Raw genomic sequence first — 19,433 nt, 5'->3', positions numbered from 1 at the left:
ATTATTGCTCTTCTGGAACTTTTTCTATAAAACTTGGAACAGTTTGTGCATCTGCGAAAATGTGCAGTTGATTAGGCGGCGCTTCGAGCCGCTTCTCGGGTAAAGGTGCCGGGCCCTGAGGCTCCAGCAGTTTCTGCCGGGAGGCGGCTATCTTTTTGGCCGCCGCAATGATGGGAAGAGCTTTCTTAGATGTGGCATTCCGCTTCCCACTCATCACGGAACTGATTGTGTGGATAGAACTACCAGGCAGCATCCGGTGGATGACTTCATAGTCGCCTTTGCGTAGCCACCTTTTTATATCTAATAGCTTTTCCATATTTTGTACTGTTATAATGGCACAATACTATCTTATTTTCAAGTAGGTTGCAAACTTTCACCAAATTATTTTCAAGTGAGTTTGTATGTCTATTGTGGTACAGACAGATACACTACAAAAAATATGTTACTAGGAGAAAAGGTTAAGCAAGCGATTAGCGCATCACCTTTTAAGACTGAGGATATTGCAGAAGAGATTGGAATCACTCCAAACAATCTTTATAGGATTTATAAGAAGGATTCTTTTGAAATAAAGTACCTATTGAAAATTTGTGAGAAGCTTGAGCTTCCAGTAACATACTTTTTAGGAGAAGGCACTTCAATTTCTAACTCTGGTCAAATGCAGGTTGCTCATCAAGTAGGGAAAAACCGGCAACAGGTCAGCACTGGAGGCGAAGACGTGAGTGAACTAAGACACCAGCTAGAGATTTGTCAATTAGAGCGAGCCAATCTGGAGCAGCGGCTGAAGGATAAGGAGGAGTTGATAGAAGTGCTGAGAAGCAAATAGCGTTTTGGGGCTGTTTTTGGAAAAGAGGTTCAAAACGGGAGTAAATGATCAAATCATAGATTAAATGAAGAAAATTTTACTAGTAGTATTACTAAGCATTGCATCAATAATTACTCAAGCACAGGAGTCTTTTAAAAAGGGACATTACTATACCCATGAAGGCATCAAGGTGGAGGGCTTCCTACGTTGCCTCGACGCTAGAATGTCAATCTTAGGCAATGTTCCAGCCAGCATCAAGTTCAAGGAAAGCTTGAGTTCTTACAAGTCCAAACATCTTAAAATTGACCAGGTTTCTTCTTTTGTGATTGAGAAAGACACCTTTGCAACCATTGGAGCTATTAGTGTTAGTCCTACTTGGGGCAACTTCCCTAAAAGTTTCGCACAGATTTACATTACCGGTCCCATGAATATGGGAGTTCATAGAAGTTCGTCCACCTCCAATGTGGCTGTTTCTTACTATACCACACTCATTCTATTCAAAGATTCCTCTGCGTACTTAGCGGTGACTAACATTAAAAAGCAAAAGGTTGAATTATTGAAGCTCTTCCAGGATGTTCCTTTTGTTCAGAGTAAGTTGATCAATATGGAAATGCAGCTGGAAGATTTGCCAAACCTAGTAATTGAGTACAATACACTTATTGCTAAGAAAGATTTGTAATATCACTTAAGATGAAATGAAGGTAATAGCTAAGGAATTTTGAATCTATTTGGGGCTGTTTGTGGAAAAGGAGACTTAAAGTAATTTAAACTTACCTGTATGAAGAACCAGTTAGACTTCAAATCACTCGCAATCGGGTTCCTGAGCGCCGCCCTGCTGATCATGGGTTTCAGCTTCAAGAACAGCACCCCTGGCCAAGGCGGCAGGTTCCAATCAGAGGTCGGGGAAAACGGTGTGATCGTGCTGGACACCGAGACAGGAGCCTATATCATCAACACAGACATGACCAATAGCGGATGGCGCAAGGGTGATTTCCAGACTACCTATAAGCTAAGCAAGGATAACCTGGTGAAGTAACTACTGGTCCAGAAGTAAATACAATTTACCAAAGGTTGCAGCGGCTGAAGGATAAGCAGAGGTTTATTGAGGGTCTTAGAGGAATATAGTAATAGCAGATTATTAGAAAATCCACAATCAAAGCAGTTACAAAAACTATTATTTAGATATAAAATTTTAGACAAGTTATTAATGGCACCATTGAATTCAATTGAAAATATAATTAGTCAAGTTTCTAAGATAGAAAAACAAATTGAAGAAACTGACTACCGCGACCATGAAGGAGAAACGTTTGGAAGTGAAAACGAGTATTCTTACAAAACCTTAATTAGTGGATTAAATGCTATTCTATTAGACATAAAAGCACTCACCAAGCAGTCAACGAAATTTTTAAAATACTCAACATATAATGAACGAAATCAAATAAATGATAACTTATCTAATCTTAGTTACTATTTTCATTCGCCTTCTAATATACTATCACATTTAGATGCCTTAAAAATTTTAATCAGGCCCTATAACATTAGATTTACTCGAGACAGATTTCTAGAGCTTGACAATGAGCTTGAGACGTTAACCATTAGAAAACTGGAACTAGAAGAGAGCACTCAAAGCACAAAAGAAACTTATAAAGAAGCTAAAGAACTTATTTCTAAAATCAATGAAAAAACTTCCAATCTCGAAGAAAAAAACGGCGTATTAGAAGAGTTGATTTCTGCTTTGGAGGAAAGGAAAACGAACATAGAAGAATCTTTAGACGAGCTAGCAGAAAATATATCTAAAGCAAACACTACTCTTACTCAGATCGAAGAAAAAAAAGAATCTGTCAATAAATCTAAAAACAACGTTGAAGGCAGCGAAAAGCTTATTGACAGCTTTGTATCTAAAGTTCAAGAGAGGGAAAAAGCGTTCGAAAATGTAAAATTCCTAACGGACAATTTAGAAAACAGACTTGTAGAAATCAATACCGAGCATATTTCATTAATCCAACAAGCCACTACACTTATAAATGATTCTAAAACTGCGTTAGGATATACAACAGCAACGGGGTTAAGCTCTTCTTTTCAGAATCAATATAATGCAGAATTAAAAAGTAATCCACATAACTGGATTTGGGGTGCAGGAGGATTTCTAGCTTGCGCTCTGGGAATAGGTATTTGGTTAGTGCTAGATAAAGAGATAAGCACTTCATCTCTTATAGGAAGAATAACCATGCTACCACTACTGATTTCTGGAGCCATTTTCTGCGCTAATATTTACGTAAAGCGAATTAATGTTATTCAGGATTATGCATACAAGATGGTGCTTGCCCAATCAATAGTGGGCTTTTCAGAGCAACTAAAAAAACATGGCTCACCTGATTCGAATGACGAATATGCTGCATATATTAAAAAAGTACTTGAAGAAATCCATCAAGATCCATTACGGCGAACAACTAACAACAACAAAACAGGAACTGAGGATTTGAACAACCCACTTTTTGACACATTAAACAAAGCGATTTCTACTCTTGAAAAAGTAGCTGGGTCAAAATCATAAATCAGAAGATTCTAGTATATAAACACAATGAATGTGACTTTTAAAGATTGGGGTGAAACATCAGAAATATATGACAAGATACTTGCTGAAGCACTTAATAAAGATTTAGCAAATGAATCTGAAGCTCAGACCAGGTTCGACATAATTGACAGAATAGTTAGAGATGTTTTACAATATCAATATGGCCAAGTAAGCGTTGAGGAATACACTTTTGGAAAGAAAGAGGGATACGTTGACTACTTATTAAAATGCGGTGATTACATTATCATTATTGAGGCAAAAAAAATTGGTTCAGCTTTCCCAACACCAACAAAAAGAAAAAAACTAAAACTTACAGGCTCTGTATTGGGCACAGGTGAAATTAAAAAAGCAATTATTCAAGCAGAGCAATATGCCAAAGAAAAAAATGCAGATGCTGTAGTTGTTACGAATGGAACTTGTTGGTGTATATACTCTAGACTAGAAGCATTACATCATGACCAAATTTATGCGACAGTACTATTCCCGTTTGATGTTGTATCAGATGCAGAACAATTATTCAATATTCTATCCAGCCCAAATGTAGAAAACAAAAGCTTACATAGTTTAACTACTATTTCAGATATAAATGTAATCAATACTTTATCTAATACTTTTAAAGACTCTAATGCTAGAGTAGATCGCAATAAGATTGCAGATTATATTTCTTTAGCTTTAGATAATGCAATTAATGGTGAGTCAATCTTAAATGACGAAGAAAAATTAAGGTATTGCTTCGTTCAAACTGATGCTAGAACAAAGTACGATTCGACTCTTGAAATTTATCTATCTGATAAAAAGCCTACTGTTGTTCTTCCTGCAAGGAGAATAAAAAAAGAAAAGAAGGATGACGAATTAAAGAGGAGCATAGGAGCAATTGAATCTAATAGCCATCAACCAGTAACGCTATTGATTGGTGGTGTTGGAGCAGGAAAATCCACTTATCTATCCCATTTCCAAAAAATACATGCGAAGACCCTCCTAAAGGAGAAGAAATGCTTTTGGGTATACATAGACTTTGAAAAACTAGGCAACGAAGAGGCAAAGAAATTTATATACAATTCACTATTAGAGTTCTCTTTACAAGAACATGAGTATGTAAAAACTGACTATGACAACTTAATTGCCCCCGCCTACAAAGAACAATTTTCAAATTTAGCTAGAGGCCCATTTGCAATTTCAGCAAGAGATCCTGAAAAATTCAATGAACTATCTCAGTCTATAATATTGAATGATTACAATGAAGTCTATCCTTATGTAGAAAAGATATACAAACATATCTCGAAGGAGCACTTATGCATAATTGTCATGGACAACATTGATCTCTATGAAAATGACACTTTAGAGATCAGTGTACTTTCTGAAGGAATAGCATTATCTAAAAAGATAAATTCTAACATATTTATCTCAATTAGAGACACAACCTTTGTAAAGCACAAAAACGATTCAATATTTAATGCATACGAATTAAGAAAATTCTGGATAGACGCACCGCCGTTAAGAGAGGTATTATCAAAAAGACTAAAATTTGCGGGGGAGATTTTAAAAGGTAAAAAAGCTGAACTAACATTACACAACGGCTTCAAGTTACAAGTACAAGATCTAAGCTTGTTTTTTGACATAGCACATTCTTCTTTACTACAAGAAGTGTCTGCTCGGTTTATTGAATGCGTAGCTGACGGCAATATCAGAAAGGGAATCAACTTAGTTAGCAACTTTCTAATATCAGGACATATCCAAGTAGAAAAGCAAATCGAGAATTACATTTCTAACAATAGTTTTAACAATATACCTTTTCATGAAGTTTTCAAAGGATGTGTTCAAGGCTTATGGAAATACTATATTGAAGACAAGGCGGAACTAATAAACATTATAAACTCTGGCCTGAATTCAAAAAAGCTACAATTCTTAAGAGCTTACATTTTAAATTTTCTAAAGTTAAGAGGAAAGGATAAGAGCACGCTAGACACACCAGTTCAAACAATAATTGAAACTTTTTCTGAATTAGGTGCCATTGAAAACCATATCATTAAGACTCTAAACGCATTATTAAAGGGAAAACTGATTGATGCTGATGGGGTGGCAGAAATTGACTCTACATCAATAGTGCACATCAATCTCTCCGGCGCCTACTATTATGATTTTCTTCTAAAAAGATTTGAATATATAGAAGCGGTTCTATTTGATACACCTATATTTTCTGATGATGCATGGGACACAATACATTCATTAAGTATTCACATCAATTTTGAAGGTGATTCACTAAAAAGAATGAAATTTAGAAAAGATCGAATAGTAAGCTTCTTTACTTATATAAAATCGATCGAGGATGAAGGGATACTAAAGACAAGCCTGAACAGCTTAAATATTTTATCTGATATTGAAAAAAGCATCAATATACAGATGGATGAAATTATAAATAAAATCAATTTCTATTCTTCCAAAAGAAGAAAATAGTTCAATATTTGAATGTATGCTTAATGGAAATCAATAACATCCTTCAAGCATACATTTATTTTTATACAAAATTATTAAACCTCTATAAAATTTAAAGGCCCACGCATCTGCGTGGGCCTGTCCAAGCGCGATGGCTTGATATTTTTCAACCGGAACACAAAGATATTTCTTTTGAACCGAGTAATGCAAGTACTGGAAGAAAAAAATAAAAATAAATACTTCCTCCCTAAGCTGAACTTAAGTAATAGCTAATTTATAACGTAAGTGAAATACTGTATAAGAGATGTCTTTTAGTTAAGTTACTCAAGTATAGTGGATCTCACAAATCCAATATTCTATGTGTACTTTACCCCCCATCATTCAGATTGCTCAGCACCTAGAGAGCAATGAACAATCTATCCAGATCAACTGCGCTGGCTGTCAGCAGATGCAACTCCAACTCCAGAAGCTGAGCCTTTCTATGAACACCTCCATGCAAGAGGCAAGAACTTTGCTTGAGGAGATGAAACAACTTCAAACCCTGCCTAACACTATGACCAACCTCTAACCCTCTCCCATGAAAGCCAAACGCAACATCAGACATGACCGCCCAGACAAGCAAGGCTATGTGGCCATTCGGTTCACCGTTAACCTAGATGGGAGCAGATTCTATATTGAGACCGGGGAGCGCTGCCGTCCGGAGAACTGGGACGCAGACATGCGCCTGGTCACTTCTAAGGAAGACTACCACCATGAGATCAACGAGAAGCTTCTGAATTGGCAAAAAAGCCTGGAGTTAGTGGACAGGAACTATAGAAGTACCCGCAGAGTGCTTACCCACCAGAAAACCAAGATCAACGTAGCCACGGGCAAGCACTTGGTGGAAATCACTATTAATGGGATCAATCCACTATTAATCGGTTCCGGAAGTTTAGGGAGTTTAGGCGCAACCAATTTTATTTGAGGAGTTTGACATGAAGTTCTACCAAGAATCTCAGCACTAAATGCTGGTTACCCTGGAGCAGACAATGAATAACTTTGGGAAGACCACTGATCGGCTCAAGACATTCCTTAAATGGGCAGACCTGCAATATGACGCGCCGGTGAATCGCAGATACCAACTCTACACCCCCCTAAAATTTATGAGGGTGTAGACGCTCTGAGCGCTCAGGAACTGCATGCTATATATAGCCTAAATTTTCAGAAGGAAGAGATAAAGAAAAAACTGTTTGAGTTGTACTAGGCTAAGGGCGTATTAAAAAAGAGGACAGTTCGCGCTTCTCTGAATGGGTAGCCACTATGGAGAAAAGCCGTGATATTTTTCTCTTCTGCTGTTACACCGGGATGCGCATAAGTGATGCATCAAAGGTGACTATGTTCAACATTCAGCATCAATAGCAGATCATCTACCTGCACGCACCAAAAATAATCATTGATTCTATTCTAAATTGATTGGCTGAAATTAATACTTATTAGACAAAAGTAGGTATTACAAACGCCTGTATTGCATTGCGATACAGATTTAAAAAAATTTTCTTCAATGAATATTATATTTAAATATGTTATACCTAATCTTTTAAAAAGCTTTTATACAATTCTATCTTTTCTCTTTCACTTTGTAACAAGCGTTCTAACAAGGCAATTTTCTCATCATAAAGAGAAACTATTTTATCGACAGGATTGAAAGTTGGGTAATAATTAAATAAAGCAGCATTATCGTTGTTATTAACTGTATTACCAATTATGTTGAAAACTGCCTCTTCATTGAAGTGCTTTATCACCTCAGGTGTAACCTCCAGCACTTTAGCGATTCTCGCCAACATCTCCTCCTCTACCATATCACTAGACTCAATGCGGCTCACCGTCTGCTGACTTACGCCCAGCTCCTGCGCCATGGCTTCCTGTTTGATTCCTCTCAGCTCCCTGATACGGCTGATTTTCCTTCCTAAGTGCATGGGTTTCGTAGTTGTTTCCATAATCCTAAATAAAATACCTAACAGCAATATACTACCTGGCAGCGAGTAACGAAAGTGCAATATAGGGGAAAATTCCCCTTGGGCGGCGGGATTAAAAACGACATAAGTGCTTGCATTTCTCCTTTCCTTTATGCGAGAAATTTAGCAGTGTACTGCATTCAACCAACAGTAGCTTGCCTTTTCTGAGCTGGTTCCAAACCGCGAACCGGCTCCAATCCCTTCCTTTCCTAATCTACCGATTCATCTGAATACCTCCACGTGTCCACCTGAGTACCTTACCCATAATCCTGAGTAAAATACTCGCGGTTTGGGTTCGCTACCCCAAAACCCCAGAGTACCTTCCGAAATAATATCCCGCCTCTTAAGAGGCTTTCTTGTTTTGATCTTACCCTTGTCACCGTGTACCCAAAGCAGCAGAGCACATGTTAGCGTTTCCCCTCCCTTTCCTGCCAGGTAGGCTAAGCTCCCTGACGTGTACCCGCACTCTATACTTATGGAGCGTTGGCACCAGTTCCATGCTTCCCCTGCTGCGGATAGTCCGGCTGCTAGTTCTCCTGACCCCAACCTCCCGGCTATCCTGGTCGATCAACACAACTCCCCTTCCCTGCCTTCCCACTATCCCACCCCTGTCTTTCTTCTCTCTTCCCTTTGCCCAGAATTGGACGCTGCTCATCTGTCCGCCGGAGTGATACCTTTCTCTACTCTCTGACGCCCGTGTTCCAACGCACGTCTTTGTCTCATTCCTTATGTTAAATTAATTTCTTGCGATGAACCATACAAAATGGCTCACGGGCTTCCTGTTGCCCTCCTGTTTCCGCCTCCCCGCGCTTCTCGTGCTGCTCTGCACCGGTACCCTTTCCTCTTCCGCCCTCGCCCAAAAGGCGGCCTACCCGGCGGAGGGTCTGTCCATCGGCCAGCCGCTGCCCCCCATCCCCCTTTCTAATCTCCTTGGGCATCCTTCCCCCACCGTCCGGCTTTCCGACTTCCCTGGCAAGCTCCTGCTGCTGGATTTCTGGGCCACCTGGTGCGGCAACTGCAAGGCCGCCATGCCCAAGCTGGACGCCATCCAGCGGGAGTTCGGGGAGAAGGTGCAGGTGCTATTGGTCAATTCCAAGTCCACCGGCGACACCCCCGAGAAGATCCGGGCGTACTTCGAGAAATGGCGCAACCCCGACGGGAGCCGCTTCCTTTTGCCCACCGTCGTGCAGGACACCCTGCTGGACCGCCTCTTCCCCCACAAGCTCATCCCCCACCTCGTGTGGGTGAGCCCCCAGGGCACCGTGCAGGCCATCACCGCCCCGGACCAGGTTACCCCGGAGAATATCCGCAAGGCCCTGCAGGGGGAAACGGCCACCCTGACCCGCAAGAAGGACGTGGACCTGAGCCGCCCCCTCTTCACCGAGCCCGAGCTGCCCACCACTCATTTGAAGCACTACAGCATACTGTTCCAGGGGCAGCTGGAGGGCGTACCCAGCGGCACCCGCCCCCGCCGCGCCGCGGACGGCACGGTGCAGGGCATGGCCCTCACCAACACGCCCCTGGTCACGATGTATGAACTGGCGCAGCGGGCCCTGCTGCCCCACCTGTCCGAGAAAGGACTTCTCTTCGAGATCCGCGACTCTTCCGGGCTCTTCCAGGGGAAATCCTCCCTTTCCGCCGAGGACTGGTTCCGCCAGCACGCCTGGTCCTACGACCTGGTGGGCCCCGCCGGTCCACCGGACCAACTGTTTGGGCAACTGCTGGAGGAGCTGAACCGCTCCACCCCCTTCCAGGCTTCGGTGGAGCCCCGGGAACTGGACTGCCTCGTGCTCGTGCGGCAAAACAGAAAGAAGAGCCCACCGCCCAGCCAGGGAGGCAAGCCCCAGAACCGCCTCTCGGCCAAAACCGAGGTGGGTTTGCGCAACCTGCCCCTGAGCGCCCTGGTGGCCCGCCTGAACTCGGGGGATGACCTCCCCCTGCCCGTGGTGGACGAGACAAACCACGCGGCCCCCGTGGACCTGGACCTGACCGCCCCCTTCTCCGACCTGCCCGCCCTGCGGCGCGACCTGCAGCGCTACGGCCTGGACCTGAAACCCGCCCGGCGGAAGGTGCCGCTGCTGGTGGTGCGCGAGAAACCTGTGAACATGAACGGAAAGTGAATCCCTCACCCCTAACCAAAGACCCGATGAACCTACTATATCCCGCCCCCGGAGGGCAGACCCAGCGCCAGGCCTAGGCCTCTACCGCTGAACAAGGCCTCCCTCTCCCCGTGAGAGGGTTCCCTAGGGGGAGAGGCCTGCAGGAAACCCCGGGCGGCACCGTCGCTTTTCTTCATGGGCACGAACAGGCGGAATTCCCCCCGCCCGGGCCCCTTCCTGTCCCTCTCCCCCGCTTTCACCCCGCACCGGCCATTTTCCCCTTCTCCCCGCCTGCCCTTAGCGGCATCTGTCAACCTTAGAAAACCATCCCTTACCCCAATGCACCTTCCCATGAAACACTTTTTACTTTTCCTCTGCCTTCTCCTTTGGGCGCTCCCGGGCCGGGCCCAGCACCGGGTCACCGGGCGCGTGGAGTCCGCCGCCACCCACTCGCCCCTGCCGGGGGCCTCCCTGTTGCTGAAAGGCACCCAAACCGGCACCATGACCGAGGCTGACGGCTCCTTCTCCTTCCCCTCCGTGCCGGACAAAGCCGTGCTCGTGGTCCAGTTCCTAGGCTACGCCTCCCAGGAGATCCCCCTCTCCCTTCCCCTGACGCAGCCCCTGGTGATCTCCCTCGAGGAGGACGCCACCGCCCTGCGGGAAGTGGTCGTCTCCACGGGCTACCAGACCCTGCCCCAGGAGCGGGCGACGGGTTCCTTTTCCCAGGTGAGCGCGGAGCGGCTCCAGGAGCAGGTGGGGCCCGACGTGCTCAGCCGCCTGGAGAGCGTCGCCAACGGCCTCACCGTGGACCGGGGCACCGATGCCCGCGGCCGCCTCATGGTGCGGGGCCTGAGCACCATCATGGGCCCGCGCACCCCGCTAATCGTGGTGGACAATTTCCCCTACGAGGGGGACCCCGCAAGCCTCAACCCCAACGACGTGGAGAGCGTCACCCTGCTCAAGGACGCGGCGGCGGCCTCCATCTGGGGCACCCGGGCAGGTAACGGCGTGCTCGTCATCACCACCAAGAAGGGCCGCTTCCAGCAGCCCCTTCGTGTGGAGTTCAACTCCAACGTCACCGTGCAGGACGAGCCCAACCTGTGGTACGCCCCCCAGATGGCCAGCGGCGATTTCATCGACGTGGAGCAGCTGCTCTACGCCCGCGGCTACTACAACAGCACCCTCAACAACGTGACCCGGCCCGCCGTGTCCCCTGCGGTGGAGATCCTCCACGCCCGGGCCCGGGGCACCCTCTCCCCCGAGGCGGCCGAGGCCCAGCTGGCGGCTCTCCGGCAGGTTGACGTGCGCGACGAGTTCTCCCGCCACCTGTACCGCCGGGGTCTCAGCCAGCAGTACAGCCTGGGCTTCCGGGGCGGCTCGGCGGTGAACGCCTGGCGGCTGGGACTGGGCTACGACCACAGCCTCAGCCAATTGGAAGCTACCTCCGGGCGCCTGACCCTGCACGCCCAGAACACCCTCAGACCCGCAAAGAACCTGGAGCTGTCCACCGCCCTCTACTTCGCCCAGGGCCGCAGCACCGGCGGTAAGCCCGGCTACGGGGAGGTGAGCATGCTCAATGGCCAGCTGTACCCCTACGCCCGCCTCGCCGATGACGAGGGCAACGCCTTGCCTGTGGTCAAGGACTACCGCCAGTCCTTCAAGGAGACGGCGGGAGACGGCAGGCTGCTGGACTGGAACTACTACCCCCTGGAGGACTGGCGCCACAGCCGGTCCCGCGGGGAGACCCAGGAGGTGCGCGCCGACGCGGGCCTGCTCTACCGGCTGCCCTGGGGCCTGGAGGCCGACGTGAAATACCAGTACCAGCGGCAGCAGAGCGCCTCCGAGCAGCACCACGATGCCCAGAGCTACCTAGCTCGCAACCTGGTCAACCTCTACACCCAGATCGACCCCGCCACGGGCACCCTCACTTACAAGGTGCCCCGGGGCGGGATCCTGGACCGGTCCCAGGGCCTGACCGAGGCCCACAGCGTGCGGGGGCAGCTCAACTTCCAGCGCACCTGGGGAGAGCATGAGCTGGTGGCCATCGCCGGGGGCGAGATCCGCGCCGCCCGCACCACCGGCCACTCCGCCCGCCTCTACGGCTACGACCCTGCCACCCTCTCCTTCGGGCAGGTGGACCACACCCTTCCGTATCCCATGATCACGAGCGGCCGCACCTCCTTTATCCCGCCCAACACGGGGCTGCAGGGCCTGGCCAGCCGCTTCGTCTCCCTTTTCGGCAACGCCGCCTACACCTACCGGGGGCGCTACACCCTCTCGGCCAGCGCCCGCCGCGACGCCTCCAACCTCTTCGGGGTGAAGGCCAACGACCGCTGGAACCCGCTCTGGAGCGCCGGCCTGAGCTGGAACCTGGCCCGGGAGCCTTTCTACGGGTGGGCCCTGCTGCCTTCCCTGCGCCTCAGGGCCACCTACGGCTTCAGCGGCAACGTGGACCAGGGCCGCACGGCCGTGGCCACCATCACCTACCGGCCCAACCTGTCCCCCTTCACCGGCGGGCCTATGGCCTATTTCGCCAACTACGCCAACCCGAAGCTGGGCTGGGAGCGGACGGGCATGCTGAACCTGGGCCTGGACTTCGGCTTCCGGGGGGACCGCGTGAGCGGCTCGGTGGAATACTACCGCAAAAAGGGGAAAGACCTGTTCGGATGGAAGCAGCTGGACTATACGGCCGGCATCGGCTCCAGCGTGGTGACGAACGCCGCGGCGATGGTCGGCCAGGGTCTGGACCTGGAGCTGAACACCCTGACCCTGAAGGCGGGAGCCTTCGCCTGGCGCACCCACCTCAACGCCAGCTTCTACCGCGACGAGGTGACCGAGTATTACCTGGGGGACCAGCAGGGCAGCAACTTCATCTCCACGACCCCCGGCGTCTCCGGCGTGGAAGGCCGCCCGGTCTACTCGCTCTTCTCCTACCGCTGGGCGGGATTGGACCCGGCCACCGGCGATCCGCGGGGGTACGCCCCCGACGGCACGCCCGGCAAGGACTACGCCGCCCTCATGGGCGCCGGGGTGCTGGTGGATGACCTGCGCTTCCACGGCTCGGCGGTGCCCACCGCCTTCGGCTCGCTGGGCAACACCCTCTCCTACGGACCCTTCTCCCTCACCGCCCGGATCTCCTACAAGCTGGGCTATTTCTTCCGGCGCTCCTCCATCCATTACTCCGACCTCTACCGCCTGGGGGCCATGCACCGCGACTATGCCGACCGGTGGCAGCAGCCGGGCGATGAGGCCCGCACCGACGTGCCCTCCCTGTCCTACCCGGCCAACGCCAACCGCGACCGGTTCTACGCCGGCTCCGAGGCCCTGGTGGAGCGCGGCGACCACGTGCGGCTCCAGTACGTTACCGCCAGCTACGCCTTCCCCCGGGCGAAAGGGAAAAAGATGCCCTTCCAGCACCTGGAAACCTATCTGACCCTCCAGCACCTGGGGCTCCTGTGGAGGGCCAACGACCGGGGCCTGGACCCCGACTACCACCTGGGCCGCTATAACCTGCCCCCGGCCCGGACCTATTCCCTCGGCCTCCGGGCCTCTTTCTAACCTTTATCCTTTCCCTGTCCCATGCTTAAGAACCTGCACAAACTCCTGCTTTCCCTGTCGGCCCCCTTCCTGCTGGGCTGCGACAGCTTCCTCGACGAGAAACCCGACCAGAAACTGGTGATCCCCTCCACCCTCACCGACCTGCAGGCCCTGCTCAACGAGACGGACCTGATGAACCACCAGGTGCCCAACGCCGGCGAGATCAGCGCCGACAACTACTACCTCACCGATGCCGACTGGGCCGCCCTGCCCCGGGAGCAGGACCGTCACCTGTACGTCTGGGCGGGGGAGAACGTGTTCCCCCCCCAGGTCAACGACTGGAACTACAACTTCATGCCCGTCTACGTGGCCAACACCGTGCTCGAGCAGCTCGCCTCCCTGCCCCGCACCCCGGCCAACTCCCTGGACTGGGACGACGTGAAGGGGCAGGCCCTCTATTACCGGGGGCACCACTTCCTGCAGGGGGCGCTGCTCTGGGCCCCGGCCTACGACGCACGCACGGCCTCCGCGGACCTGGGCATCCCCCTGCGCCTGGGCACCGACTTCAACGTGCCCTCCGTGCGGGCCTCGGTGCAGCAGACCTATGACCGCATCGTGGCGGACCTGCGTGAGGCGGCGGCCCTGCTGCCGACCAAGCGCCTGCACCCCACCCGCCCGTACCGGGTGTCGGCCCACGCCCTGCTGGCCCGCACCTTCCTGGCCATGGGAGACTACCGGCAGGCGGCCCTCTACGCCGACTCCTGCCTGCAGCGGCAGTCCGCCCTGCTGGACTACAACACGCTGGACCTTTCCGCCGCCTACCCCGTGCCGCAGTACAACCCGGAGGTCATCACCGAGCACTTCGCCTTCGGCGTGAACCCCGCCCTGCAGGAAAGCCTGGCCCGGATCGACCCCGCGCTCTATGCCTCCTACGCCCCGGAGGACCTGCGCCGGGCGGTGTTCTTCCGGCCTAACGGGGACGGCTCCTTCGCTTTCCGGGGGAGCTACGGGGGCGGGGCCCCTTTCGCCGGGACGGCCACGGATGAACTGTACCTGATCCGGGCGGAGGCCCACGCCCGGCTGGGGAACGTGCCCGAGGCGATGCAGGACCTGAACACCCTTCTGGTGACCCGCTGGCGGGCCGGCACCTTCGTTCCCCTCACGGCCGCCGGCCCTGAGGAGGCCCTGGCCCACATCCTGCGGGAGCGCCGCAAGGAGCTCGTCCTGCGGAACCTGCGGTGGATGGACCTCAAACGCCTGAACCGGGAAGGGGCAAATATCACCCTCTCCCGCACCGTGCAGGGCCGGGTGTACACGCTGCCCCCCAACGACCCGCGCTACGCCCTCCCCCTCCCGGACGACGTGGTGGCCCTGTCGGGCATGCCCCAGAACCCGCGCTAAAGCCCCGGAGGGTAAAAAAAAGAGGCTGCCTGGATACCGGGCAGCCTCTTCGGGTTAAAAGGCAAGGAATCAGTTCCGCTTGGTGGTCGCCTGGCTGCGCACCTGCTCGTCGGACTTGCCGTCGAGCCATTCCGCGATGTCCATGTCCGTCACCACGGTGCAGGGCAGGTTGACCCCGGAGGGGCAGCTGGGCGCCTGGGAGGGCGCCTCCTGCCAGAACTCCGGTTCATCCGCATCGGCCAGCTGGGAGCCGATGAACTGGTAGGTGACCAGGCGTCTGGCGGTCCGGGTCTCGCCCCTGGTGAAGGCCGTGCCCCCCAGGGCCACCAGCACCGTCAATCCTAAAAGGTATTTTCTCATGGTACCGACTGCTTTGTTAGATCAAAAAACAGCCCAAAAACTTTGGTGGGAAATGGTCTTCAGTGCCTACTCTGCGTCAGGTTTTCGGCGTCCCCTGGCCGGGATGGGAGCGCGCCTTCCCTTCCATGGCGTTTCCTTCCGGTCCTGCGGGAGCGCCGGCTTCTCCCGCTCCCCGCGACTTTTCCCCGGTTGACAATCCCGGGGAGAGGACCTCGCGGCGATAAGGTAAAACTACCGGAAACCAGGGTGGGGAACCTGCCCCTATGCCGGAAGGAAAGGGAGCTGATGTCGTCATGTGCCGGGTGCCCAGGTCCGGTGGGCGGGTCTCCTGTGGGGTCAATCTCCCCGCCGCCCTCCCCGGGCTTCCTCCCGGCGGAGGCGGCTCAGGTGCTTGGGGGACAGGTTGAGGTAGGAGGCCAGCAGCTCCTGCGTGGCCTGGTACACGACCGTCGGTTGGGCGTGGAGCACATGCCGGTAGCGGTCGGCGGCGGCGGGGATCCGCAGCATCTCCTCCCGCCGCTTGGCCTCCAAGGCCTTCTCCTCCAGCAGCCGGAGGAAGAAGGAGGCCACCTGCGGGATCTCCGCCATCCGCTGCCCGGCCTCCCGCAGGGAAAGGGCGAACCCCACCGAGTCCTCCAGGCACTCGATGTATTCCCCTCCCGGCTCCCCGGTGAAGCAGCCGTCGGGCAGCAGGAACTGCCCTCCCGGCAGGAACCAGGTGGTGGCCTCGTAGCGTTCGTAGCGCCGGTACCCCCGCACCAGGCCGCGGGAAAGGAAGTACAGGCTCTGGGCGGTCTGCCCGGGCACCAGCAGCAGCTGGCCTTTCCGGAACCATACCTTCGTGAACGCTTTGGCCAGGGCCTCCCTCCCGGGAAAGACCCTCAGCCCTCTGCGGGCCAACTGTTCCGCTAACTCTTCCATAGGGGATTTTTTTTGGGGGACTCCCCCGCCGCCGGGGCCGTGCCTCCCGTTTCCTGATCTGGTGCGTTGGGCATCGCTTTCCCCTGATAGGGGGTTCGGCCGCCTGCCTGTCTTTCTACTGGGGAAGGGAGGCTCCCCTCCCAAGTGAAGCCGGAATAAAGGGGCTGGGGGGAAACAAACCAAGTCCTGCCGCGGGGGAACCTTCCCGGCGCCCTATGTGATTTTTCCCAGGGGGAAGTGGGGCTTCGGTCGGTTCCGCCGGGGTTTTACCCCGGGCGGGGTACGTGAAAAATCACAGATAGCGGGATAGGCCGGGAAGGCAGGGACGCCGTATATTTAGGAGCAAGAATCAGTACCGCTTACCCCTTCCCCCATGAGCAAGTATCTACTTTCCCCAGAGACGCTGCCCCTCCCGTTTCCCGCGCGGCGTCGCCCCTTCCTTCCAGAGGAACCATCCACCCGGAACCCCTTGACCGCACCGGTCGTCCCGGCCGGCCGCACGTAGGTTCCCCTCTCCCATAACTGCCGCCCTCCCTGGCGGAAAACGACCGTTTCCCGGCCAGGGCTCTAGTGGGTTGCCCGGGCCCGCCGGTTGCGCTGGCCTGTCCTTCCCATGCCCCGGGCTGGACGCCGGAACCCTCTGCCGGATCTCGGCGGGCAGTACCCCCTTTCCTGTATTTTCCATTCTTAACCCAGCGATCATGAGACTACTAGAGATCAAGAACAACGAGGCCGTATTCAGAACCCTGCTCCAGCGCGCCATCCTGGATGCCGCGGAAGCGGTGGTGGACAGATCCCACAAGGCAGGGAAGATGCCCCGGGAGGAGGACTTTGTCGCGGGGCTGACCCTGGTGTTCACCCCCAACCTCTTCCACGTCCTCAAGGCGGTGTTCCCCAGGAACCAGTTCTCCCTAACGGGGATCTACTCCTTCCTGAAGCCCACGGTGAACATCAAGCTGCGCCGGGAGCCGGAGCTGGGGGACCTTCTGCTGGTGTTCCTCTCCACCGACAAAACCGGGGCGAAGCGCGGCAACTCCCTGCTGCTGAAAGCCCGCAAATCCCGCAAGATGTCACTCGTGCTGCCCAAGGCGGAGCTGCACCAGGTGAAGCTGTACAGCGAATGGCCGGCGTTCACCCGCCAAGGGGAACCCGGTTCGGGGGAGGTCCGGAGGGACATCCTGCCCAAGGCGATCCACGACGGGGCCCAGTACCTGCTGATCGACGACAACCCTTTCTCGGGGCTTTCCGGCCTGGCCGGCACCTTCCCGCTGGGCTGCGCCATCCCCTCCCCGGAACTCTGCCTCAACAACGACCTGGCCGCGGAGCTCGTGGACTTCTTCAAGTTCAAGGCGGGCCGGACCTTTGAGCCGGACCCTTCTTCCTCCCGCGACGACTGGACCAGGCTGGTGTGGGACCTGCTGGACCAGGCGAAGGCGAAAGCCTCCCGCAGGAGGAACTCCGCGGTGCGGAGCTTTCGCAGGACCGCCTCCAAACAGCTGGACGGGGGCTGCTTCTTCGTCCCCGAGCCAAGATCCATCTACTCCGGGCTGCACGCGGAGCTGGGGGATGGCAAGCCCGCCAATCTCCCCGGCAAGCCGAGGCAGGAGGACACCGCCGCCGTGTCGGTCATCGTGGTGGAGAGCTTTGAGCAAGCCGAGGAAGGATAAGGGCGGTGGGCAGAAAAGGAAGTTAGGGTGGGGCGCGATTGTCTCCTGGGGCCCCGGCACTGGGCACGGCCGGTTCCGTACTGCCCGTGGATCCTGCGTGCGGTATGCCCCTTCAGGGCACCCTCCTCGGGAAGGGTGCAAAAGACGCCCCTCTTCCCTTTCCGTACCGGACAACCAGGCTTCCGGGCTCCCCCCGCAGGGATGATGCGGGGAACTGCCCTGCCGCAAAAGGATGGCAGGCGAAGGAACCCCGCTCCGGGAGCAAGCCCATGGCTGCTTGCCTGTATCTCCCTGCTTTGTTTGTGCGATTCTCCCAGGGGCCGTTGCTTTTGGGGAGATGTTAGATTTGTTACCTTAGGATGGACAAACATCCCCTGGTACGACCGATGGCCATGGGATGGACTCGGAACAGGGGAACTGCAGCCGCAGCCCTCTACCAACCCCGGAACGCCAATGAAAACGGAAAGACGCGAGGATATGTCAATGGAAACCGCCCCCGACTCGGATAAAACCAGATTCTACCATGGCACGAAGGCCGACCTGAAGCCGGGGGACCTGATCGAGCCCGGCTTCAGGTCAAACTACGGGAAAAGGAACAGGGCGTCCTACGTCTACCTGACCGCCACCCTGGATGCCGCTGTCTGGGGGGCCGAGCTCGCCCTGGGCGAAGGCCCCGGCAGGATCTATGTGGTCGAGCCGACCGGCCCGACGGAGGATGACCCGAATCTGACGGACAAGAAGTTTCCCGGCAATCCGACCCGGTCCTACCGGTCCCGGAGCCCGCTTCGGGTACTGGGCGAGGTTTCTGCCTGGCAGGGACATTCCCCGGAGCAGCTTAAGGCCATGCAGGACCACCTTGCGCGACTCAGACAACTTGGAATCGAGGCAATCGAAGACTAAGCGGAAATCGGACGGCCCCCGTACTTCCTTACCCAACCGGCCGCTGACCCAGCGTTGGCTAAAGGAAGGCAGCGGTGCAACTCACCTCAGGCTTTGGCTCTGCAGGATTTCAAGTATGCATCCAGTTGGTGATTTATAAATCGCTGTCTGGAAGCTCGTTAATGCTCGGTTGCTGGAATTCTGCTTTTTGTTCTCAGGCCTGCTCTTCCTGCCCGCGTTTCACCGAGAGGCGGCCTATGCCTTGCTTGTTTTCCACTTTCCCTGGGTGAAGGCTGCTTACAGAATCTATCCTTTCAACCTTGTGAAGGTATTGACTAATTGACATGTCAACGATTCAATAAATTAACCGGTTATACTTGCCTAAAGCTGTTTCAACCCTGATCCATGAAAGAGTTGATGGTAGGTCTTGGCGCACCCCCTCTAAGCTCTCCTTCGCCCTGGCTTTGGGCGTCTCCGGTCGAATTCCTGCCCCATCCTGTAAAACGTCCGACAATCTGCCGATTTCCGGCCGTCCGGTCTGTTCTTTTGTCTTAATAGACGATTGACTATCAGGGTTATGGAAGGTGGGTCCTCTTGACTTTCTTGAGGTGGGGCAGTCATGATTCCTTGAGTTGCGTTACTGGTGAACTTCCCAGAAGAATCTTTCCAAAATCACAAGTGACTGGATATCTTTATATTAAGGGCTCCTACTTTCCAATTTCCTTAAAAGAGCGGGTATAACCTCCGCCTCCTTATGCCTCTATG

The 19,433-nt window shown here is 53.3% G+C and carries 16 protein-coding genes; 12 read left to right on the top strand and 4 right to left on the bottom strand.

The window, feature by feature from the left end:
• Position 1: 1 nt before the first annotated feature.
• Positions 2–316 (bottom strand): hypothetical protein, encoded by a 315-nt coding sequence (locus JT719_RS22430; protein ID WP_207436004.1) that lies wholly within the window; start codon positions 314–316, stop codon positions 2–4.
• A gap of 123 nt (positions 317–439) precedes the next feature.
• Between JT719_RS22430 and JT719_RS22425 the strand changes: the two genes are divergently transcribed.
• The 7 genes from JT719_RS22425 (at position 440) to JT719_RS22395 (ending at position 6,774) form a co-directional block, all read left to right on the top strand.
• Positions 440–823, top strand: coding sequence for a helix-turn-helix domain-containing protein (locus tag JT719_RS22425; protein ID WP_207436003.1), 384 nt, complete (start codon positions 440–442; stop codon positions 821–823).
• Positions 824–887: 64 nt separating this feature from the next.
• A complete protein-coding gene (locus tag JT719_RS22420; RefSeq protein ID WP_207436002.1) occupies positions 888–1,481 on the top strand; it encodes a hypothetical protein in 594 nt (197 codons plus the stop codon).
• A gap of 99 nt (positions 1,482–1,580) precedes the next feature.
• Positions 1,581–1,838 carry a hypothetical protein gene (locus tag JT719_RS22415; protein ID WP_207436001.1) on the top strand — a complete coding sequence of 86 codons (258 nt, stop codon included), beginning with the start codon at positions 1,581–1,583 and terminating at the stop codon, positions 1,836–1,838.
• 66 nt (positions 1,839–1,904) lie between these two features.
• The gene (locus JT719_RS22410; RefSeq protein ID WP_207436000.1) at positions 1,905–3,356 is read left to right on the top strand and encodes a coiled-coil domain-containing protein; all 1,452 of its coding nucleotides are present in this window, start codon (positions 1,905–1,907) and stop codon (positions 3,354–3,356) included.
• Between the two features lie 33 nt (positions 3,357–3,389).
• Complete coding sequence (locus tag JT719_RS22405) at positions 3,390–5,831, top strand: hypothetical protein (protein ID WP_207435999.1); 2,442 nt, start codon at positions 3,390–3,392, stop codon at positions 5,829–5,831.
• A gap of 337 nt (positions 5,832–6,168) precedes the next feature.
• A complete protein-coding gene (locus JT719_RS22400; protein ID WP_207435998.1) occupies positions 6,169–6,378 on the top strand; it encodes a hypothetical protein in 210 nt (69 codons plus the stop codon).
• A 9-nt stretch (positions 6,379–6,387) separates the two neighbouring features.
• Entirely contained in the window at positions 6,388–6,774 is a 387-nt protein-coding gene (locus JT719_RS22395) for an Arm DNA-binding domain-containing protein (RefSeq protein WP_207435997.1), read from the top strand.
• Between the two features lie 604 nt (positions 6,775–7,378).
• Here the strand turns inward: JT719_RS22395 and JT719_RS22390 are convergent.
• Positions 7,379–7,765 (bottom strand): helix-turn-helix domain-containing protein, encoded by a 387-nt coding sequence (locus JT719_RS22390; protein WP_242693416.1) that lies wholly within the window; start codon positions 7,763–7,765, stop codon positions 7,379–7,381.
• Positions 7,766–8,553: 788 nt separating this feature from the next.
• Here JT719_RS22390 and JT719_RS22385 point away from each other — a divergent pair.
• The 3 genes from JT719_RS22385 (at position 8,554) to JT719_RS22375 (ending at position 14,841) form a co-directional block, all read left to right on the top strand.
• Complete coding sequence (locus JT719_RS22385) at positions 8,554–9,924, top strand: TlpA family protein disulfide reductase (RefSeq protein ID WP_207435995.1); 1,371 nt, start codon at positions 8,554–8,556, stop codon at positions 9,922–9,924.
• A 330-nt stretch (positions 9,925–10,254) separates the two neighbouring features.
• Positions 10,255–13,461, top strand: a complete 3,207-nt coding sequence (locus JT719_RS22380; protein WP_207435994.1) for a SusC/RagA family TonB-linked outer membrane protein — start codon at positions 10,255–10,257, stop codon at positions 13,459–13,461.
• 21 nt (positions 13,462–13,482) lie between these two features.
• On the top strand, positions 13,483–14,841 hold the full coding sequence (locus tag JT719_RS22375; RefSeq protein WP_207435993.1) for a RagB/SusD family nutrient uptake outer membrane protein: 1,359 nt from the start codon (positions 13,483–13,485) through the stop codon (positions 14,839–14,841).
• A gap of 69 nt (positions 14,842–14,910) precedes the next feature.
• Here JT719_RS22375 and JT719_RS22370 read toward each other — a convergent pair whose 3' ends face one another.
• Positions 14,911–15,201 (bottom strand): hypothetical protein, encoded by a 291-nt coding sequence (locus JT719_RS22370; RefSeq protein ID WP_207435992.1) that lies wholly within the window; start codon positions 15,199–15,201, stop codon positions 14,911–14,913.
• A gap of 336 nt (positions 15,202–15,537) precedes the next feature.
• On the bottom strand, positions 15,538–16,122 hold the full coding sequence (locus tag JT719_RS22365; RefSeq protein WP_207435991.1) for a Crp/Fnr family transcriptional regulator: 585 nt from the start codon (positions 16,120–16,122) through the stop codon (positions 15,538–15,540).
• Between the two features lie 701 nt (positions 16,123–16,823).
• Between JT719_RS22365 and JT719_RS22360 the strand changes: the two genes are divergently transcribed.
• Complete coding sequence (locus tag JT719_RS22360) at positions 16,824–17,789, top strand: hypothetical protein (protein WP_207435990.1); 966 nt, start codon at positions 16,824–16,826, stop codon at positions 17,787–17,789.
• A 483-nt stretch (positions 17,790–18,272) separates the two neighbouring features.
• Positions 18,273–18,689, top strand: a complete 417-nt coding sequence (arr, locus tag JT719_RS22355) for an NAD(+)--rifampin ADP-ribosyltransferase (protein WP_242693415.1) — start codon at positions 18,273–18,275, stop codon at positions 18,687–18,689.
• Positions 18,690–19,433 lie beyond the last annotated feature (744 nt).

The sequence above is a fragment of the Sabulibacter ruber genome (assembly GCF_017355955.1).
In the GTDB taxonomy this organism is placed as follows: Bacteria; Bacteroidota; Bacteroidia; order Cytophagales; family Hymenobacteraceae; genus Nibribacter; species Nibribacter ruber_A.
Note: the sequence above shows the minus strand (reverse complement) of the source record. Positions and strands in the feature narration are given on the sequence as shown.